This window comes from Thermoactinomyces sp. CICC 23799 (genome assembly GCF_016055145.1).
GTDB lineage: Bacteria > Bacillota > Bacilli > Thermoactinomycetales > Thermoactinomycetaceae > Thermoactinomyces > Thermoactinomyces intermedius.
Window position 1 is genome coordinate 53,425 of record NZ_JAECVV010000010.1, and the last position, 21,196, is coordinate 74,620.

A 21,196-nucleotide genomic window follows, 5' to 3' on the forward strand; every position below is an offset into this window, starting at 1 on the left:
GATTCACCTCGCCTGTAGTTTTGTGCGCACATGCCAAAGCTCCGGAAAAAAGGATTGGTCCAACCCTTTTTTCAAATAAGAAACCCCGGACGAGCCGCCGGTTCCTTTTTTGTAACCGATGATCCGCTCCACGGTTTTCATGTGCCGGAACCGCCACTGCTGAAACCAGTCTTCCAAATCGACCAGCTTCTCTGCCAATTCATACAAATCCCAGTATTTTTCCACGTTTTGATATACCTGAAGCCACGCTTGTTCCACACTTTCCTCATATTGATAAGGCTTTCGGACATCCCGGTTCAATACTTTTTTGTCAATGGAGAAACCGGCCTTATGCAATGCTTCGATGGAAACATCATATATGCTGCGGGCTTCATAAGCTTGCTTCAATTTTTCAAGCAAAACCGGATCGTTTTCATAAATTTTTAAAATGTGTGTACTCTTTTTGCCCAGATAAAATTCAATCATCCGGTATTGATAGGATTGAAAACCGGAAGCATGTCCCAAATAACCGCGAAACTTCATATATTCGGACGGTGTCAACGTGGACAACACATCCCAAGATTGGATGATTTGGGATTGGATTTTGGAAAACCGGGACAGCATTTTAAAAGCGGCCGGCAAATCCCCTGTCCGGATCGACTCCATCGCCGCTTCCAACTCGTGAATCATCAACTTCATCCACAATTCACTCGTCTGATGAATAATCACAAACAACATCTCATCATGATGGCCGGACAACAGTTTTTGGCAATCCAACAGCAAATGTAACCGGAGATAATCCCCGTAAGTCATTTGTTCACGAAAATCGGTATGGATGCCTTCTTCCGGATTCATCTCGGCTCCCCTTTCATGCAGGATGAGAGACGACTTGATTAACAGAAATGATTCATCCTTTTAAACCGCTGTCCAACAAGGTGATTTTCACGCCGGATAAGGGGAAAAGCCGGATTTGCATGGTTTCCCGGTCTTTGAGCGCAACCATGTTTCCGTCATGGGACCAATTGGCCAAATATCCGCGATACGTTTGGCCCTTATACTCCAACTCCACCAGTTCATACGGCTGCAACAGTTCGCTCATGGAAAACGCCTCTTTGTTCAGTTTGGTATCCAATGGAAATTGCAATTGAAACCGGTTTTCATAAACCTGAAAACACCGGGTCAATCCTTCCATGCGGTAAAATTCCTGCGTCACGCAAGAAACGGGAATCTTAAACTTGGGTTCTGATTTCAGGACTTTTTGCACCTGGTCCGACACCGATTCCACGATCAGCTCGATATGGCCGGAACTCTCTTCATAATCATAAATCAATTGCCCGTGCAAAAACGGGATCTCTGTACGGGATATCACAATTTTGCGCAGCAAATAACTTTCTTTCATAACGGCTCTCATTCTCCCTCTTTTCTTAATTTTATTATAAACGAACCGGCTTCGGCTTTTCAGCACCCTCCCGAAAACGGCAAATTCATAACACGAGCGCGACCCATGCAGGGATCATTCCTTCCAAAAGAGAAATCATTGGAAAACCATTCCAAAAAGGAGTATCATATGTCAGTCCGCAGATACCGCTTATTGATCGAAGAAATCAAACGGGATATCGAAGAATGCGAAAAACAAATGTTTTATCATCTGGATGAAATGCAGCGCGCCAAACATCAAGGCAACAAAGAGGTGGAACGCCATCACCGGCTGGAACAATTGAAATGGGAACGCAAGCTTCGCGAAGCCACCCGCGCATTCATGCACACGGAACAAGCCTTGGCCAAGGCGGTGGAAGAAGAACATCTTCACCGTTTTCAGGAAGATCAGGCACGTCGCGAGGGAAAAAGCCGGAACACGTGGCAATGATCCTTCTTTCTCCGTTTCAAAGGATATTTTTATCACCGCTTGCGCACAATAAAAACAACCGAATGAACGAGAAGGAGGATTTTTCGATGTTCCGAAAAAAAGCCGGTGAATACCTGGTTGATCTGCTGATCGATTGGGGAGTGGATCATATATACGGAATGCCCGGGGATTCGATCAACTCTTTGATCGAGCCGATCCGGAAAGCCAAAGACAAAATCAAATTTATACAGGTCCGGCATGAAGAAGCCGGTGCGTTGGCCGCAGCCGCCTACGCCAAATTGACCGGAAAATTGGGCGTTTGCACCGCCATTGCCGGACCGGGGGCCATTCATCTGTTGAACGGATTGTATGACGCCAAGTTGGATCACGCTCCCGTTTTGGCCATAACCGGCCAAGTGGAATCCGATTTGATCGGTATTGACTATTTCCAGGAAGTCAATCTGGATCGCCTGTTTGACGATGTGGCCGTTTATAACCAGCGGATCATGTCGGCCGAACAACTGCCGGCGGTGGTCAATCAGGCCATCCGGACCGCCTATGCCAAAAAAGGGGTTGCCGTTTTAATCATTCCGGACGACATTCCCCGCTATGAAGTGGAACGGGAAGTGCGCACCACCACGTCGTTTTATTGCAAACAGGAAATCCGCCCCGATAAAAGCGATCTTCTCCAGGCCAAAGAAATCCTGTTAAAAGCGAAACGGCCGGTCATCCTGGCCGGAAAAGGAACGAAACATGCAAAAGAAAATCTGATCCGCCTTGCGGAAAAAATGGCCGCGCCCATCATTCTCAGTTTGCCGGCCAAAGGCGTGATCCCCGATGAACATCCCCTTTGTCTCGGCGGTCTGGGGCTGATCGGGACGCGTCCGGCTTATGAAGCCATGCAAAACGCGGACACCCTGATTCTGGCCGGCACGTCGTTCCCGTTTACCGGCTTTTTGCCCCGGGAGGCAAAAACCATTCAAATCGACACGGATTCCACCCAAATCGGAAAACGCATGCCCGTGGATATCGGACTGGCCGGCGACGCCGATTACACATTGGGCTGGCTCATTGACCAAGTTCCTTATCAAACGGACCGCAGCCATTTGGAAACCCATCAAAAAATGATGAAAGACTGGTGGGATCATCTCGCGAAACAGGAAGAAGCCGATGAGGTTCCGATCAAACCGCAACGGGTGCTGAAAGCTTTGCAACAAGTCGCCGATGATGATGCCATTTTATCGGTGGATGTCGGCAATGTGACGGTATGGGTGGCACGTCATTTCCGCATGATCCGCCAACAATTTCTCACCTCCGCATGGCTGGCCACTTTGGGTTGCGGGCTTCCCGGAGCCATTGCATCCAAAATCGCACATCCGGATAAGCAAGTGTTCGCCATCTGTGGGGACGGGGGCTTCGGCATGACGATGAACGACTTTGTCACCGCCGTCAAATATGAGCTTCCCATCGTGGTGGTGGTCTTGAACAACCACAAAATCGCCATGATTAAGTTTGAACAGGAAGTGATGGGCAATGTTGAGTTCGGAACCGATCTGACCAACCCGAATTTTGCCCGCTATGCCGAAATCTGCGGCGGGATCGGCTACCGCGTGGAAACCCCCGATCAACTGCTTCCGGCCTTTGAGCTAGCAGTCAAGCAGAAAAAGCCTTGCATCATCGATGTGGTGGTTGATGCGGACGAAGCACCCATGCCGGCCAAGATCACCTTTGCTCAAGCTGCCGGTTACGCAAAGCACATGGTCAAAGAACTGTTTGCTCAGGGAAAAACCGATGTTCCTCCTCTGGTTTAAGTCCAATGCCATAAAAAATCGAAAAAAGAAGGGACAAGCAGGGGTTTAGTAGAAGATTTTGTAGTTACAACTTACTTTTACGTTGGAGAGGAAGGAAGAAACCCATGAAATGGATGGCCATTCACGGAAGTTCACGTAAAAATGGAAACACGGAAAAACTGACCCACTATGTACTGGAAGATATACCGGCAACGCATCTTTATCTCCGGGAATACTCCATCCGCCCGATTGTGGATCAGCGTCATGACCCCGACGGCTTTGATCCGGTGGATGATGATTATGACCGCCTCATTCAACAAGTCATGGAGCATGACGCCATTGTCTTTTCGACGCCTTTATACTGGTACGGGATGAGCGGGCACATGAAAAATTTCATTGACCGCTGGTCCCAAAGCTTGCGCGATCCCCGGTATGATTTCAAAGAAGCCATGCGCGGAAAACAGGCTTACGTTGTGATCACCGGCGGGGAAAACGCCCGGTTGTTTGCTCTTCCGCTCGTGCAACAGTTTGATTTGATCTTCCGGTTTATGTCCATGGATTTCAAAGGGTATTTGATCGGTTACGGAGGCAAACCCGACGGAATCCTGCATGACGAAAGAGCACTGGAAGAAGCCAAACAACTGAACCGACAACTGAAACAAATCCATGCCGGATAACTTTTTCCTTTCTCCGGCCCCGGTATCCCTGCCGGGGCTTCCTTGTTTTTCACGGCCACAATGGTCGGAAATTCCCTAAGCTTTTGTAAAACCTGCTCAGGGAGCATCCCTTACAAAAACAGAGATTCTCCAATCCGTGCACCAAAAACCCAGCACCCACAAACTCAAGGATGTTCTCTTCTTGAGGCAACTGCTTCCCCGTAATGCCAACGGAAAAGTGAACAAATCAGCGTTGCGCCGGATGTATCAGCAACAAGCCGGCAGCCCTGACAATTAAAACCCCCCCTTCTTCCAAACCGGAAAGGGGGTTTTTTATCAACGCCTCCACCTTTACAGAAAATCAGGTATTTGCATTTGCCCGTTCCATGATTTCCCGGATGATGGACGATTTGGCGTCGGCATAGTTTTGAATATGCCGCCATTTCTTTTTTGCCAGTCTCCGTTTGACTCGGGCATATTTCTTTCGGTCTGCTTCTTGGGAACGCAACCAATCCCGAAACCGCAACATCCGGTCAATTTCTTCCGCGCCCAAACTGAAGACATGCAGATTGATATCTGTATCCGGTCCTTTGAACAGGCGATGCTCAAACCATTCCGGCTCCCGGATCCGCAAGAGATAACCGGCTTTCTCCAACGCCGGGACATAAGCCGATTCATCCGATGAATCTTTCACCACCAGCAGGATGTCGATGACAGGCTTTGCACACAGTCCCGGCACGGAGGTGGATCCGACATGCTCCAAACGCAACACCTTGTCGCCGAGTGCCGAACGGATTCGTTTGGCTTCCCGCTTAAACAACTCCGGCCAACGCGGATCATACTCCTCGAGATGGATGGTTGCATTGTGGGGTTTCAACTTTCCCACGGTAACCTTTTGAAGCTCTTCGTCACTCACGGGTTTAAATTCCCGACCCTGTCCGCTTCCCTCAACCATGGTGATTTTCCTCCTTTTCCAATCATCTTGACACCGGTTACAGGATGAACGTCCTTGACCCCATCAATCCTCTTCTTTGCTAATGATATTCAATTTTTGCCGGGTATCCCATGGTACCACTTATCCCCATCAACCGGCAAGAAACCGTTTTTGAACGTAAAAAATCCCCGGAGCGGCAAACCCCGGGGTTCGTCTTTTTAAGACAAAGCCAGTGCGTTGGTCACTTTTCCGTATTCAGAAGCGTGAGGACGGTCCACATCATCTTCATATCCGTAATCCAGCATCCGGTTGCGGTTGAGGCAGAGTTTGGTGAATTTCGGACGGAGCAAATCGAACAATTGGAAACGTTCTTTGAGTTCGGGGAACCGCTTTTGGTAAGCCAGGATGGTTTCCCGCGCTTTTTTCCAGAATGCTGCCTCCGGATACTGATGATGTTGTTCCAACAAATCCGACAGATAGCGCATATGGCAGATAAACAATCCGGTGAAAATAAATTGGCAAAGCCCTTCCGGCTCTTCACTGCGCAACACCTGTCTCAGGTCTTCCGGCAAATCTTTCAATTCCGGCAAGGGTTCCCGGCTCACGTTGACATCATCAACAAAGTCTTTCATCGCCAGGCGGGACGGAACGGAGTCTTTCAACACCAAAATGGTGTTTTGCCCGTGAGGGGAGAAAACCACCCCGTAGCGATACAAGTAATGGAGCAACGGCGGCAAAATGGCTTCAAACAACCGATCCAGCCATTCATCCAGCCGGAGCCCCGATTTCTCCACCAACCGGGAGACAAACGGTTTGCCTTCCCCGTCCACATGCAACAGAGCCGCCAGGGTGACCGGTTTTTCCCCTTCCTCCATAAAGTTGTAGATGCTTTCCCGCCAAATGCAACCCAACATCTCCAAATATTGATAAGGCGCTCCCTGGAGATTGGCATAATAAGGATGATCGTAGTTGATGCTGGCCACTTCCCCCGGCAAGATCAACCTGCACTCCTTGTGCAAATACGGATCGTTTTTCCATATGTTCCAGATATATTCCGTGATTTTGGGGGCCAACACGGTCCTTTCGCCGGGCAATCCGCGGTAAACCAAGGTGTTTAAAATGCTCATCGGCAACTTGACATGATGCTTCTCTTTGGAACTGGTATTGACAAAGGTGCGGATCGATTGTTGCGGCAGATATTCATCTTCCCCGGTTCCCAGCAGGACGATCCGGTTTTGCGCGAGTTCTTCCGCAAAAAATGGAACAATATAATGATCCCACTGCCAGGGATGCACCGGCATGAAGTAATAATCTTTGTCATCCAATCCGTTTTGCATGAGGACTTGCCGGAAGGATTCCACTTGTTTTTCTCCCAGTTCTTTTTTCACCAGCTCCTCATATTTGACACCGTCGACCGAATGAAAATCGGCTCTTTCTTTATGCACGGCGATCCAGGACAATTTGGCCTTATTTTTCTGTTCCGGGGCATACTTCAGGTAATCTTCATGGCTAAACCCGATTCTCCCCTTGTTGTAAGTGATCCACGGATGTCCTTCCATTTCTCCTTCCAGCTCGGCATAATCCAAATCGGTCAAATCCAGCTGTTGGTTTTTCTTTTTTTCAAGGATATATGCATCCGCCACCAGGGTGTGGGTGTATTCCCGAATCAAATGCCCCGCCGTCATCGAATTCATGCCGATGGTGCTTTGGATGTCCAGCAAAAATTGAATCGGATTGGTGGCTGGCTTCACCTCCCCGTTTTCCTGGCGGTAAATGGTGTCGCCATAGACACGGTAACTGTCAAACAACCGTTTTTTCACTTCGAAAGTGTATGTGACACCGCTTTTCAGCTCCAAACGGCAACGTTGATTCTCCCCGTCTGCCTTTTCCATTTCCGGATGAATGATGTCTTCATACAGAAACTCGGCAATCATCTTGATCAACAAATTCCGGGAAACGTTCTCCCATGTTTCCGGTTGAAAACGTTTCAGTGTATTCATGCTGCATCACTCCCTTTACACCGTTGAACAGGACGTTTGATGTACATCCCCGGTGGTGTTGATTTCCTCTTGGACTCCGAATTGCTGAAAAACATTCCGTTTTTGAACCGGGTAAATTTCCCGTCCGGTCAATGTATTGATAATCACGGAATTCCGGTAAGCCCCGAGTCCCAGATCCGGTGCCCCCACCCCGTGGGTATGAAGCTCTGCATTCTGCACAAAAATCTCGTTTTCGGTTTCTTTGGTCTTTTTGAGCCGGTAATCCAATGACACCTGATAACGTTGCTTTTCATCCCAGGCAATCAGGCCGGACAAATTCTTGACACAGGATGGAATCGGATGCTGGTAACCTGTTGCCAAAACAACCACTTCACTTTCATGCGTGAAAGTTTTGTTTTGCTCGCGGTGGTGACAAGTCAGGCGATACCTTTTTTCTCCCGGCACCGGCTCGATTTTTTGGATTTCCGTTTGAGCCAGCATCCGCACCGGCACGGTTTGATTTCCCACGGTCCGTTCGTAAAGCAGTTCATAAATATCGGCGATGGTGGCGGCACTGATGCCCTTGTACCACAAATCCTGGGTTTTCAGCCGGGCCTCTCTCACCTCCGGCGGCAGGGAATAAAAGTAGTGAATGTAATCCGGCGAAAAATGTTCCAGCCCCAGTTTGGAATACTCCATCGGGAAAAATCCGGTGGAACGGGTCAGCCAATCCAGCCGGTAGCCGTGATTTTTTTGTTCCTGAAGCAAGGTGTAAAAGACTTCCGCCGCACTTTGCCCTGATCCGACCACGGTAATGGATTTGGCTTCTTTGCACCGGTTGAGCCGCTCCAAAAAGTGGGCCGAGTGAAAAATATCTTCTTCCGGCAACCCTTGAAACGCCGGATGAACAGAGGGAACACTGCCGACGCCGAGCACCAGGTGTTTTGCGTGATAAACCGAAGTTTGTCCGGTCGCAGGCGATGTGACTTCCACGCGGAAGTACGTTTCACTCTCTTCGATCCAGTCGATTTTCGTCACTTTTTGCCCGAACCGGCAGGTTTTCAGATTTTGTGACACCCAACGGCAATATTCGTTGTATTCCCGGCGCGGAATCAGAAAGCGCTCCAAAAAGTAGAAATGATAAAGTCTTTGCTGTTCCTTCAGATAATTCAAGAACGTATAGCGGCTGGTCGGATCCGCCATCGTCACCAGATCGGCAAAAAAGGGAACTTGCAAGGTGGTTCCTTCCATTAACAGGCCCGGATGCCAGTCAAAGCGGGGTTTCTGCTCAAAAAACACCGCTTTGACTTCCGTCACGGGATCAAGCAATGCCGCCAGCCCCAAATTGAAGGGACCAAGCCCGACACCGATCAAATCAAACATCTCATTCGACTCATGCTTCACCATGGTTCCATCTCCTTTGAAAAGTGTCCCGGCAGCAAAACATCAAAGCCGCCCGCTTGTCCGGCAAATCAATCTCCCGTTGAAATTCAAATCCGCATTTTTCAAAGATATGGATCATTTTTTTATTTCGGATATCCGGTTCGGCAACGACTTTTTGCGTCGGTTGATGCTGAAATAACCGGTACGTCATGGCCCTTAACAGGGGTAAAGCATATCCTTTCCCCAAAAACGAGCGCGGACCGATCAAAAGATGAATCCCTTGATCTTCGGGGTCATAGTCATAATGTTTTCCGAGAATATCCCCCCGGACCCAATAGGTTTCCCAATAGCTCATGGGCGTGCCGTCAAGGGAACCGATATGAAGGGTTTGGTGTGGATCCGCCAAGAATTTGCGCAAATGTTCACGGTATTGATCATAGGGAATGTTTAAATTCCAAAACGGAATGACATGCGGTTGATGCATCCACTCATGCAGCCTGTCCAAATCTTTTTCCATCTCCACCCGGCGAAATGATATCTCTTTGCCGATGTCAGGATCCTTCATCGCAAACGTTTCAGACATGACTGGGTATTTCATCGCAAACTTTCTCTCCTTGACGCAAGGGATTTTGAATTTGAACATAAACCGACTGGCTTTCCATCGGCCCCACCAGTTCGTCCATATCATGAAGACGGGTGAGCAGATTGGCTTTCCCCGGCAGCCATTCATCTTCAAGAAGGCTTTCGATCAAACGGGAAGGTTTCCGGTTCTTGGGCAACCATTTTCGAAGCGCTCCGGCAAGCTCTTCCAACAGGATCTTTTCGTTTGCCAGGCCACATCCCCCGAAAGCATTGATCAGCCCGAATAAATGATTGATAAAAAAGTAGTAGCGGAAACGCTCATCGGCCACGGCATCGGCACACAGGGTATGGCTTTTTTCATTAACGCCCGGCAGGATTTCTTGCAGCTTGTCAAAGGTGGATTCACAATAGTAATAACCTTGGTTATCCCGGTAGAAGAACTCGCCCGGGTATCCGTCTTTCAGTTTCACCAGACTGTTTTGCTGATGGGCCTCCAGTGCGATGCCGTATTCCATATACAGCCACATCAGCGGTTCAAACGAAATCGACAAGTATTTCTTGAACCAATCCAAGCTCACTTGTCCGGGATCTCTGCCTTCCCTTTCTGCCAGTTCTTTGATCACTGTGGCCAAGCGGGGTTCAAATCCGGGCAGGGCATCTTGACAAAGCCCGGCAAGCAATGTGACGTCTTTTTTACCACCTCCCTGAAACGGGTTTTCCCGCAAAACCACCTCAAACCCCGACTCATCCGCACCCGGAAGCTCAATGGTGATAAAGGCAGGGTCTTTGACCACATGAAATCCGGGATATTTTTGCTGTAATCGGTTCCCGATCTCACTGTCCAACAGGCGGGTCACTTCCACCCCCCTCTCCAACTCCTTATACAGATTTTGCCGGACGGAGTTGGTGATCTTGATCCGGACAGAGAATTTCAACATGAAGGAAGATCCCGGATGGTAGACCGTGCGGATGGATGCGGTCGGATAATAAGCTTTTCCCAGGACCCCCAGATCTTCCAATAACCCTTTGTCCATCAACGACCGGACCCGTTCATCTTCCAACAAATGTTTGGCTTGCAACGGATGGACGGGCAAAAGGGAATATTCATCCTCTTTCAGATACTTTTCTTTAAAGGACGGATCCACTTCCCGGTCGTTCCAAAGCTCTTTTTTGATCCAGTCCGTCGCAGATTCCGGCAAGTTGCTTCCTTCTTTGACAATGGAACGGTGGGCACGGAAATAATGCAGGGAAAAACGTCCCTTCAATTCGGGAGAATAGGTTTTTTGCTCCTGCTCCGGAATGCCTTGCCGGCTTTTGGGCGTCGGATGCAGCAAATGTCCGAAAATGAGGGATTGTTCCGCATCCAAATAATCAAAGTGCGTACGGTACAGTTCTTCTGCATCTTGATATCTCTGCGCCACAAACGTTTCGATTTCATGGCAGCTTTGGATCACGCGCAGAACCAGCTCATCCGGAAAGACATTCAATTTTCGTTCAACGGTCAATTCTTTGGTCAGCATCGTCACCAACGTCACATAATCCAGTTCCCTCAGCTTTCCGCCTTCTCCCATCCGGTAGAAAAACGGGAAGTAAAAGAGATGCCGGCCGGTCAGGGACCAGTATTTCACCGGGGCGATGATCTCCATCTGATGGTGCTTTAAGGAAACAACCAAAAATTCTTTTGCCGGCGAATCGGCCAGTTTTTGGTTGTGAATCCGGTTTTTCTTCCACTCATCCTTGGCATACCGTTTGAATTGCCGGGTTTCTCTGAGGTAACAGTTGAAAAAGGCCAGCATGCTGGCTTGTTCCGCAATTTTTTTAGCCTCCATACGAATCTTTCTCTCTCCTCTCTTCTTCCAGTTCCAATCCGGTTTTCCTGACTTCCTCCAGTATTTCAGTCAAAACGGAAAGCGTGATCCGGGGATTGATGATCGTCAGTTTCAGCGAAGTCAGCCCGTCCACTTTGGTCAAAGCCATCACCGCTTTCCCCCGTTGCAACAACGTTTGGCGAATATCCCGGTTGATCTGATGAAGATCCACCGTTTGATCCCGGGGGACATAACGAAAAACAAGGGCATTCATTTGGGGCGGATCATTGACCAGTTGCAAGTGTCCGGCCCGCCGAATCCAGTCCGCTGCCTTTTTGGTCACCCCGATCGTATGGTCAATCATCCCGGCAAATTGTTTTTTTCCGACCGCTTGCATAGAAACAAACAGTTTTAATGCATCGAACCGGCGGGTGGTTTGAACCGATTTATGAACCAGATGAGGAATTCCCATCCTTTCATCTTCTTCTGAATTTAAATAATCTGCATGCCGCTTGATCAGTTGAAACCGGGACCCGTCTTTTAACAGAAAGGCTCCGCAACTGATCGGCTGATAAAACAGTTTATGAAAATCGACGGACAGGGAATCCGCCCGCCCGATTCCGTCCAGACGGTGCCGGTGTTTTTCGCTCAAGGCCAACGCGCCACCGTAAGCGGCATCGACATGAAACCATGCATTTTCCGCTTCCGCCCTGTCCGCAATCCCCTGCAACGGATCGATGCTGCCAAAATCGGTGGTTCCGGCCGTCGCCACGATCGCAAACAGATGATAACCATCCTTTTTTAATTGACTGATCTTTTCATCCAAATCGGTTAAACTCATCTGATACTTGGTATCCGTTTTCACCGGAACCACCGCATTTTTTCCCAATCCGAGCAAGGCAGCCGATTGTTTGATCGTAAAATGCGCGATGTCCGAACAGAGAACCTTCATTTTTCCGGCCTCCGGCGGTAATCCTTGATGCATCCCGTTTACATTCAGCTTCTGTTTCAAGAAGTGATCCCTTGCCAAAAGAAGTCCCATCAAATTGGACTGGGTTCCGCCGCTGGTAAAGACACCGTCTCCCTGGAGGTTTCCGTAAAAAACGGAACACAGCCAGGAAACCATTTTTTCTTCCAAGATGGTCGCGGCAGGACTCTGATCCCAGGAATCCATCGATTGGTTGGTTGCGCTGATCAAAAGCTCCGCAGCCAGGGCCGGCGTCAGCGGGGGACAATGAAGATGTGCGGAACAAGCGGGATCATGCACCCGCACGGAATGCCGCAAAATGCGGACTCCGACATCCTCCAGCACTTCACCCAGATCCCGTCCCTTTTCCGGACAAACCGGCATGTCTTTGAGTAACGAAACCAGATCGTCAACCCCGGTTCCACTGAACGGTTGGTTCAACGATGCGTAATGTTCATACAAGACCGTTTGTGCTGCCGATATCGCCTGTTGGTATGAAGACCACGCTTCCGGTGAATGCCCCAAAAACAAGTCTTTTACCGGTAACTTTGTCATCATGTTGCTGCTCAATTGCCTTCCCCCTTAAACCAGGCCCCTCGATTGTTCGGCAGCTTGCACTGCTTCCGCAAAGATTTCAACGATGCGTTCGATCTGCTCCGAGGTAATGATCAGCGGAGGCAAGAAACGGACCACACTTCCGTGCCGCCCGCCCAACTCCAAAATGAGTCCGCGGTCAAAACACTCTTTTTGAATGAGCCGGGCCATCGCTTGGTCGGTTGGATAACTTCCCAGATGATCCGGTTCCTGTTGAGGATCCACCACCTCGACACCGATCATCAGGCCGCGGCCGCGCACCTCGCCGATCACATGGGATTCTTTTTGCACCTTTTTCAACCGGCTCATCAATTTTTCTCCCATTTCACGGGCATGTTGTTCGATTTGATTTTGGCGAATATAGCGGATCGTTGCCAGACCGGCGGCCATGGCCAATTGGTTTCCGCGGAACGTGCCCGCATGTGCTCCGGGAGCCCATTGATCCAACGCCTCATCATACACCACCACCGCGAGCGGCAGCGAACCGCCAATCGCTTTGGACAAGGTGATCACATCCGGTATGATTCCCGCATGTTCGAAAGCAAACAGTTTTCCGGTACGTCCGAGACCGGTTTGAATTTCATCCACAATCAACGGAATTCGATGCTCTCTGGTGATGGACCGGATTTCGCGCACCCATTCATCCGGCGCCGGGATCACTCCGCCTTCGCCTTGGATAATTTCCATGATCATCGCCGCCGGGGCAGGAATGCCGCTTTCCGGATCTTCCAGTGTCCTCCGGATAAACTGACTGCCAATTGAAGCTCCTTTTTCCCCGCCTTGTCCAAACGGGCAACGATAAGAGTACGGATAAGGCAAAAAGTGAACATCCGGCATCAATCCCGGAATCGGATCTTTCGGTCCTTTATTCCCCATCAGACTGAGCGCCCCGTGGGTCATGCCGTGGTAACCGCCTTGAAATGCCAGAACACTGCGCCTTCCGGTGGCGGTTTTCACAATCTTGAGCGCCGCTTCCACCGCATCGGCACCGGCCGGACCGCAAAACTGAATTTTCGCTCTTTCCCTGAACTCGCGGGGCAAGCTGTCAAACAGCTCCTCCACAAACTCATCTTTTACCGGAGTGGTCAGGTCCAATGTATGTAAAGGCAACCGGTCTTTGAGCGTCTGCTCAATAGCTTCGGTCACAACCGGGTGATTGTGCCCCAATGCCAACGTCCCGGCTCCCGCCAGACAGTCAACGTATTTTTTTCCCTCTACATCAGTGACAAAGATTCCGTATGCTTCCCGGATGGCAATCGGGATTCTCCGGGGATAAGAACGCGCATTGGATTCCGTTTGTTCCTGATGCGCAAGATAATACCGATTGGTTTGTGCATGTGTGATGCTCATTGGTGATCCCCCTTGGGCTCAGCTTATTATTGATAATGATTATCATTATCATTTATCCATCGACTATATTAACATGAAGTTTGTTTTTCTGTAAACGAATTTCCGTAAATTTTTTATCTTTTATGAAAGACAGGTTCCGTGTACTCCTTGGTTTGCGGTTTGATCAGACAAGCCATCACAATCATTCCCGACAAGACCCACAGGCAACATTCAAAAGGCACAACCGGATGAACTTCATATAAAAACGATCCGGCAACGGGACCGGCCATCGCCCCGATGCCATTGGCGACCCCGCTCAATCCGGCCGCCGCCCCTTGCGACTCCTCCCCTGCGTTTAATGAAATGGCACTCAGGCACCCGGGCAGCATCAGGCTTACCCCCAATCCGATTCCCGCAAAGGAAAGAACCATGCCGGACAAAGACACACTTTGCAAAAAACCAAAAAACCCCAAAAACATGACCGGCGCTCCCAGTCGAAGCAACCAGGTATATGAAGGGTTCCATAAACGTACAATCACCATTTGTCCCAAAAACGCCGCCGTTCCCATGGCAAACATGGAAAGACTGATCCATTGAGCAGCTGTTTTCACACTGACACCCAACTGGTCCGTGAAATACAAACCTGCAGTGACTTGCAAGATGACAATGACCAAATGGACCAAAACCGTCATGAACAAATAAGGAAAAATTCTGCGGTCAAACAAGCTGAGTTTTTCTGAATGCGGACGGTATTCTTTTCTTCTGACAGGTTCGTCAGGTCCCTTTCTCATCCATATCCATCCCATGACCAGAGGGAAAAGCGCGGCAAAATAAACCGGAACCGTCCAATCCCACAAAACAAGGATACTTGCAAATGCCGGGCCCAATATCATCCCCAACCCATTGGCAGCTCCGAGAAGCGCCATTCCGGAAGTTCTTTCTTTTACATGGGTCAGATCGGCCATCAATGCCTGGGCCCCGGTTAAAACCGCACCAAAAACCACACCGCCATACAACCGGATCAACAAGAGAAACGCAAACAAAAGCGAAAAGGAAATCCAGTTTGCAAACCCCAGTTGAATGACAAACGCAAACAGCAGATAAGCAAAGGAAAAATGAAAAATGCCATGTACCAAAAGCTTTCTCCGTCCGTGTTTTTCACAATAATCCCCCCACACCAGGCTGGATACAAACAAAGACACCGCAGCAATGGCAAAAACCATGCTGATCTGTGTCTCATCCAAACGCAATTCCCTCAACATGGGAGCAATAAGGGGATTGACCATCGATAAACCAAAATATGTACTAAACAGTGTGAAAAATAATAAATAATGATGTCTCATGGTTTACCACCTTAATAACCGTAATCGTGACATTGATAATGATAATGATAATTATTATCATTATAGTTTGCCTCAAAGCATGCGTCAATGCGCTCCATCCCTCTTTCCTCCATCAAAAAAAGCTGTGCAGATCCTCTGCACAGCTTTTTTCACTCTTTTTTACTTTATTTCAATAAATTCATCACATCAACATACTCATAGCCGAGATCACGGGCCACCGGAAGGCAGGTGACTTTTCCTTCCAACGTGTTCAATCCTTTGGCCAGTGCCGGGTTGTCCAAAGCCGCCTGGCGATATCCTTTATCCGCAATTTGCAATCCGTAATTGACGGTGACATTGGACAAAGCCATGGTGGCGGTACGTGGCACCGATCCCGGAATATTGGGCACGGCATAATGAAGCACTCCGTGTTTGACATACGTGGGCTCATCATGGCTGGTGGTACGGTCCACGGTTTCAATCGATCCGCCTTGGTCCACGGCAACGTCCACAATGACCGACCCCGGTTTCATTTGTTTCACCATTTCTTCGGTCACCAAGCGCGGTGCGCGGGCTCCCGGAATGAGAACCGCTCCGATCAGCAGGTCTGCTTTTTTCACTGCTTCGGCAATGTTGTACGGGTTGGACATCAGGGTGTTCACTTTGCCTTGGAACAGATCATCCAATTCCCGCAAACGGTTGGCATTGATGTCCAGCAATGTCACATTGGCTCCCATGCCCACCGCCATTTTGGCTGCGTTGGTTCCGACCACGCCGCCGCCGATAATGACCACTTCGCCGGGCAATACGCCAGGAACCCCTCCCAAAAGAATTCCTTTTCCGCCTTTTACTTTTTCAAGGTATTGCGCTCCGATTTGAACGGACATTCTTCCCGCCACTTCACTCATCGGGGTTAACAAAGGCAGGGAACGGTTTTCCAATTGGATGGTTTCGTAAGCGATGGCCACGACTTTGTTTTTCACCAATGCTTCCGTCAGTTCGGGAGCTGCGGCCAGATGCAAATAAGTGTACAAAATTAATCCTTCTCTGAAATATTGGTACTCTTCCGGCAATGGTTCTTTTACTTTCACAACCATGTCTGCCGCCCATGCCTCTTTGGCGGAGGCAACGATTTTGGCGCCGGCATCCAGATAATCCTGGTCCGTGAATCCGCTTCCTTCACCGGCCGTGGTTTCTATCAACACTTCATGCCCGTGATTGATATAAGAAGCAACCGCCGCAGGGGTCAAACCCACCCGGTTTTCATTATTTTTTATTTCCTTGGGTACACCGATAATCATGAATATCACCTTTAATTTCCGTTGTAATTCGTACGCCTCCAGTATAATCTATTAATTAAAGCGGTTCCAATAGACACCATGTCATAAATCTGCCTGTCCTTTTCTTACACTCTATCCACAGAAGGTGAATCACATTGGCATCACTCATTTTACAAGATATCCTGAAACGTCCGACGTTTGCCGAGGCCAAGGTGGTTGCAGGCCATAACGGGTTGAACCGTCGGGTCCGGTGGGTTCATATTTTGGAAGTTTCCGAGTTTGACACGTTGATCAACGGCGAAGAAATGATCCTGGCCACAGGCATCCATTTTCAATCTTCTTCGGCTTCTCCCGCCCGTTACCTGGAAAAATTGATCCGGCTCAATGCTTCCTGTTTATGCCTGGAACTGGGATACTACTTTCACACGATACCGGATGACCTGATTGAAATCGCCAACCGGCATGACTTTCCGTTGATCGTGTTTCCCAACGACATCCGCTTTGTGGATATCACACAAGATTTGCACTCCGTTCTCATCAACAAACATTTTCAAATCCTGAAAAACCTGGAAGCCTTGTCCCGTGAATTTCACCGCTTGAGCCTCGAACCCAACGGCACCAACAAAATATTAAAAATGCTTTATCACAAAACCCATTCACCCATTCTCTATCTGCCTTATAAGGATCAGCCTTCTGTATTTCCAAAAATGGAACCGGAAAAAGAAACCGAACTCATTCAGTTTTTAAATGATAAACGGACGGCCCCCGGCATGGAAGCATCAGAACACCGGACCGCCCGGTATTGGTCGTTTCAAAACCAATATATTCTGCTGCAACCGGTGAGTGCCATGGGTCAAACCTGGGCACACATCGGCATGCTTCTGAAACAAAAGCCAACCCGTTATGAATTTTTGATTTTGGATTGGACCTCCTTGGCGATTGCCCAAGATCTTTTGCGCAAACGGTATATGGAAGAAAGACGGTTGCACTCCGAAAATGTATGGGTGGATGATCTGCTTCACAACCGGCTGGACGAATCCCAAATCCACCATCATTTGGGTGCCGATTTTTACGAGTTGAACCATAAAAAAAGTTTTGTCTGCCTGATCGAGTGGCTTCCGCGTGCCGAAACCAAACAAGAACGGCAGGAAGTGGAGGAATATCTGCAATACGATTTCCCGATCATCATCCGCGCCATTTTTGAGCAACATCACTTTTATCCGCTGATCACCCGGAGCAACCAGGAGATCGCGATCATTGCATTCGATCTGGAATCGGATTCCTCATGGAAGTCGCGTGCTTCAAAGCTGTTGAAACAATTAAAAAAGCAGTCCGGTTTTCTGTTCAAAGCCGGGGTGGGACAACGTTACAACGGGTTTGCTTCCATCAGCCAAAGTTATCAAGAAGCCCGCCAGGTTTTGGATTTGAATACCCGCCAAAGCAATGAATTCACCTTTTATGATGAATTGGGCGTCTTCCAGCTGATCATGAATCTAAAAGATAAAGACCAGCAATTAAAAAACTTTATCCACCAACATTTGGGCCCGGTCATCGAACATGACCAGAAAAAAAACAGCCATTTGCTCTACACACTCAAAGTTTATCTGGATCACAACGGTTCCAAAAAAGCAGCCGCCGACCATCTGTACATCGCCCGCCAATCGCTCTATTACCGGTTGGAAAAACTTCAAGAATTATTGGGTGACGGCTTTTTGACCACAGAGAATCAGCTGACGCTGCAAACCGCCTTGAAAGCATGCCAGTTGATCTATCCGGAATTATTGACGGGCCGTGGCGAAAACCCGAAAAAATAGATTTCCAAAAACAACCGGACGCGTCCTTTGGTCCCCTGTGCGGATCCAAAAAACGCGTCCGTTTTTCTTACAATGTCCGAAACGCTTGTCCGAGATTAAACTTTGGACAACGGAATGAGTTCCCAGCCGTTTTTCATACTCAACCGTTCCTCGGACACGGCCACGATCATTTGTTCAAAGATGCCCTGCCAGTTCAACTGCGGTCTGACCAAAAGGCGGCGGGCAATCAGGACATTATCCATCGCCAGCATGATTTTCCCGGTGGAATGCCTCATGCTCAATCGTTCAATCCCGGAATCACGAAAAATTTCCGTCTTACCTTTCAACGAAACCATCAACAAATCCCGGTAAAACAAAAGCAACACATCCAACAAAAACCAAGCCCGTTCTTCCTTCACTTCATCCAACAGCCACGATTCCGAAAGGGTGAGCAATGCGTCGGGACTGCCGGACAAGATCCGGGTCCCCCACTCTTTCACCTGATGCACCACGGATTCATAGTGTTTGATTTTCCCGCCCGCATCCGCTTCACCATCCGTTTCCAATGAACCGGAAAGATGCGCAAAGACGGCGGCAAGTTCCTCCGGGATCCCCTTTTTTAAAAACTGTTCTTTTTTGGCCGATGGCGGGATCTCGGAAAAACGGACCAATTGGCAACGGGATTTGATGGTTGGAATCACATCGGACAAATGCTCGGTGATGAGAATGACCACCATGGCAGATTGCGGTTCTTCAAGAAATTTCAACAAGCTGTTGGCGGCTTCATCCCTCATTTTTTCGGCTTCCTCAATGATGGCGAACCGGATCACTCCTTCCGGGGCGCTGTAACGGAAACGCGATTGCAACTGTCTCAACTGCGCAATTTTGATCACATTTCCCTCCGGAAGAATTTTCATCACTTCCGGATGATTGCCCTGCGCAATTTGGATGCAAGAAGGGCACCGGTCGCAGGCATCCGCTTCATTCCGTTCGCAATTGGCGGCTTTGGCCAGTTCCAAAGCCATTTCTCTTTTCCCCGTGTTTTTGGGTCCGTAAAAAATATATGCATGTGCCAACCGGTTGCGTTGGACCGCGTTTTTCAGCACCTCTGCCAGATGAGGTTGCAGGGAATTTTCAAAAGACATGGCAACGCCTCCCCGCGCGAACATTCTCTTCCTTCATCTTTGCATTTTCCGGGCTGAAAAATCAAGCGATCATGAAAAAGATCCGCCCATGGCCCCGGGAGACAACCATCCATTGAACCCGCCCCGTCCACCGGATCGGCAAAACCCTTTGGCAATCTGTTTTGTTGGCATAATTCTATTTGTTTCCGATATAAACCAAGCACTTTTTTGTTTTATATAGATAAATTTTAGAAAACCGAAATATTATCACTTGAGCCGGAACCAGCGGAGCAAAGAAAGCTTGATTCACGGAAAAGACGACCGGTACAATTTAATTAGCGGCTCTGCAATCTGGATTTCTCCCAAAATAAACCGAAACAATCCATGCAAATTTATGATAAAACTACAATGGGACCTGATTAAACAACTTAGAAAGGAAATGAATTATGCCTTTTTTACGTTTTAAAGGTTTTCCGAAGGAAACCCTGAAGCAATTGGCCCCGCAAATTGTCACCGACTTTGCCAAAATGGCACAAGTCCCCGAAGAAAAGGTAAAAATTGAATTGCTTCAGGTCGAACCGATTATCCAGTCACCGCGTTCACTGGAAATCCTGATGTTTCCCCGGGAAAAAAAAGTGCATGACCAATTGGTTGCCAAACTCCATCAATTATTGGAAGAAAAAGGTTTTTCAAATACACACATTTTTTTCATTCTCCTCTCTCCCTCCCTCTATTACAAGAACGGACAACCTCTGGAGAACCTTTCTTCTCCCCCTTTCCTGCATTCATACTGAGCCATTTGATCCGGTCAGCTCGCCTGTTTTCAGGTGAGCTGATTTTTTGCCTTTATTTTTATATAAAATATAAATTTCTTTTTATATCTAATATTATTTTTCTTGCAAACAGAAAGCCGAACCCCGTATACTGAAAGTACTTTAAGGAGGTTATTGAATGAAAATAGCACTGGTCACAGACAGCACCTGTGATTTGCCCCGTGAAACGGCTGAAAAATTCAACATTCACGTTGTCCCGCTTCGCATCCATTATTCCGGCGGTGAATTCCGCGACGGAATCGACATCACTTCCCGGGAAATCATGAATCGCCTCGAACACGAAGTTCCCAAAACATCCATGCCTTCCCCTGAAGAGATCACCCGGATCTATCACTCTTTACAAGAGCAGGGATATACCCACTGCATCGTTTTGACGGTCTCCGCTTCCCTCAGTGGCACCCACAACACTTTCCGTTTGTGTGCACAAGAGATTTCCGGCATGAAGATTGATGTCATTGATTCCAAAGGGGTATCCTGGATACTGGGATTTTTGGTGCTGGAAACGGCCCGGCTGATCCGGAAAACGGGAAATTATGAAGAAATCATCCGGAAGATTCACGAAACCAAAGAAAAAATCAAGGCCTATTTTATCCTGGACACGCTCCAATACGTGCAAAAAGGCGGCCGAATCGGGAAAGTGGCGAAGTCTCTCGGATCCATGCTTCATATCAAACCCGTCATCACTTTTGATTCGAAAGGAAAACTGCACACGCATTCGGTAGCACGCGGAAAAAAACAAGCCCTCAAAAAGTTGATGGCCCCCGTTTACGAGCATCTGTCTTCCACACGCGCCCGGATTGCCGTGTTGCACACCCAGGCCGAAAAGGAAGCCGAAGCGCTGTTGAATCAATTGAAAAACGCCGGAAATGTTTCCGAAACTTATCTGGGGTGGATCGGCCCGACTCTCGCTGTCCACGCCGGTCCCGGTTTGCTGGGCATCGTCATCCATCCCCAAGATTGATATGACCTCATCCACTTTCTGTGTTTTCAGGAGTGG

General features: G+C 48.6%; 18 protein-coding genes. 6 read left to right on the top strand and 12 right to left on the bottom strand.

What is annotated here, in order from left to right:
* Positions 1-3: 3 nt before the first annotated feature.
* Complete coding sequence (gene kynA, locus I8U21_RS13195) at positions 4-834, bottom strand: tryptophan 2,3-dioxygenase (protein WP_198054061.1); 831 nt, start codon at positions 832-834, stop codon at positions 4-6.
* A gap of 52 nt (positions 835-886) precedes the next feature.
* On the bottom strand, positions 887-1,378 hold the full coding sequence (locus I8U21_RS13200) for a hypothetical protein (RefSeq protein ID WP_181732496.1): 492 nt from the start codon (positions 1,376-1,378) through the stop codon (positions 887-889).
* 168 nt (positions 1,379-1,546) lie between these two features.
* Here I8U21_RS13200 and I8U21_RS13205 point away from each other — a divergent pair, with 168 nt between their 5' ends.
* The 3 genes from I8U21_RS13205 to I8U21_RS13215 all read left to right on the top strand — a co-directional run bounded on the left by I8U21_RS13205 (position 1,547) and on the right by I8U21_RS13215 (position 4,292).
* Positions 1,547-1,846: a hypothetical protein gene (locus I8U21_RS13205; protein WP_131470844.1), complete on the top strand. Its 300-nt coding sequence runs from the start codon at positions 1,547-1,549 to the stop codon at positions 1,844-1,846.
* Between the two features lie 86 nt (positions 1,847-1,932).
* Complete coding sequence (locus I8U21_RS13210) at positions 1,933-3,636, top strand: pyruvate oxidase (protein WP_198054062.1); 1,704 nt, start codon at positions 1,933-1,935, stop codon at positions 3,634-3,636.
* Between the two features lie 104 nt (positions 3,637-3,740).
* Entirely contained in the window at positions 3,741-4,292 is a 552-nt protein-coding gene (locus I8U21_RS13215) for a flavodoxin family protein (protein ID WP_181732498.1), read from the top strand.
* Between the two features lie 340 nt (positions 4,293-4,632).
* On the opposite strand, the gene I8U21_RS13220 is transcribed toward I8U21_RS13215, so the two are convergent.
* The 9 genes from I8U21_RS13220 to ald all read right to left on the bottom strand — a co-directional run bounded on the left by I8U21_RS13220 (position 4,633) and on the right by ald (position 16,470).
* On the bottom strand, positions 4,633-5,226 hold the full coding sequence (locus I8U21_RS13220) for a GrpB family protein (RefSeq protein WP_198054063.1): 594 nt from the start codon (positions 5,224-5,226) through the stop codon (positions 4,633-4,635).
* 197 nt (positions 5,227-5,423) lie between these two features.
* Positions 5,424-7,205, bottom strand: a complete 1,782-nt coding sequence (locus I8U21_RS13225; RefSeq protein ID WP_198054064.1) for an IucA/IucC family protein — start codon at positions 7,203-7,205, stop codon at positions 5,424-5,426.
* Positions 7,206-7,220: 15 nt separating this feature from the next.
* A complete protein-coding gene (locus I8U21_RS13230; protein WP_198054065.1) occupies positions 7,221-8,591 on the bottom strand; it encodes a lysine N(6)-hydroxylase/L-ornithine N(5)-oxygenase family protein in 1,371 nt (456 codons plus the stop codon).
* On the bottom strand, positions 8,578-9,165 hold the full coding sequence (locus I8U21_RS13235) for a GNAT family N-acetyltransferase (protein ID WP_181732500.1): 588 nt from the start codon (positions 9,163-9,165) through the stop codon (positions 8,578-8,580). Before I8U21_RS13235 ends, I8U21_RS13230 begins: the two co-directional genes overlap by 14 nt.
* Complete coding sequence (locus I8U21_RS13240) at positions 9,143-10,978, bottom strand: IucA/IucC family protein (protein WP_181732501.1); 1,836 nt, start codon at positions 10,976-10,978, stop codon at positions 9,143-9,145. Before I8U21_RS13240 ends, I8U21_RS13235 begins: the two co-directional genes overlap by 23 nt.
* Complete coding sequence (locus I8U21_RS13245; RefSeq protein WP_198054066.1) at positions 10,968-12,494, bottom strand: pyridoxal phosphate-dependent decarboxylase family protein; 1,527 nt, start codon at positions 12,492-12,494, stop codon at positions 10,968-10,970. The genes I8U21_RS13240 and I8U21_RS13245 overlap by 11 nt, the downstream gene beginning before the upstream one ends.
* Positions 12,495-12,506: 12 nt before the next feature.
* Positions 12,507-13,868, bottom strand: coding sequence for an aspartate aminotransferase family protein (locus tag I8U21_RS13250; protein WP_198054067.1), 1,362 nt, complete (start codon positions 13,866-13,868; stop codon positions 12,507-12,509).
* Positions 13,869-13,981: 113 nt separating this feature from the next.
* On the bottom strand, positions 13,982-15,190 hold the full coding sequence (locus I8U21_RS13255; RefSeq protein WP_198054068.1) for an MFS transporter: 1,209 nt from the start codon (positions 15,188-15,190) through the stop codon (positions 13,982-13,984).
* Positions 15,191-15,354: 164 nt separating this feature from the next.
* Positions 15,355-16,470, bottom strand: coding sequence for an alanine dehydrogenase (ald, locus tag I8U21_RS13260; protein WP_181732505.1), 1,116 nt, complete (start codon positions 16,468-16,470; stop codon positions 15,355-15,357).
* Between the two features lie 134 nt (positions 16,471-16,604).
* On the opposite strand from ald, the gene I8U21_RS13265 reads away from it, so the two are divergent.
* The gene (locus I8U21_RS13265; RefSeq protein WP_198054069.1) at positions 16,605-18,263 is read left to right on the top strand and encodes a PucR family transcriptional regulator; all 1,659 of its coding nucleotides are present in this window, start codon (positions 16,605-16,607) and stop codon (positions 18,261-18,263) included.
* Between the two features lie 95 nt (positions 18,264-18,358).
* Here I8U21_RS13265 and holB read toward each other — a convergent pair whose 3' ends face one another.
* The gene (gene holB, locus I8U21_RS13270) at positions 18,359-19,387 is read right to left on the bottom strand and encodes a DNA polymerase III subunit delta' (protein ID WP_181732507.1); all 1,029 of its coding nucleotides are present in this window, start codon (positions 19,385-19,387) and stop codon (positions 18,359-18,361) included.
* Positions 19,388-19,812: 425 nt separating this feature from the next.
* On the opposite strand from holB, the gene I8U21_RS13275 reads away from it, so the two are divergent.
* A complete protein-coding gene (locus I8U21_RS13275) occupies positions 19,813-20,160 on the top strand; it encodes a DUF1904 family protein (RefSeq protein ID WP_181732508.1) in 348 nt (115 codons plus the stop codon).
* A gap of 157 nt (positions 20,161-20,317) precedes the next feature.
* Positions 20,318-21,160 carry a DegV family protein gene (locus tag I8U21_RS13280; RefSeq protein WP_198054070.1) on the top strand — a complete coding sequence of 281 codons (843 nt, stop codon included), beginning with the start codon at positions 20,318-20,320 and terminating at the stop codon, positions 21,158-21,160.
* Positions 21,161-21,196 lie beyond the last annotated feature (36 nt).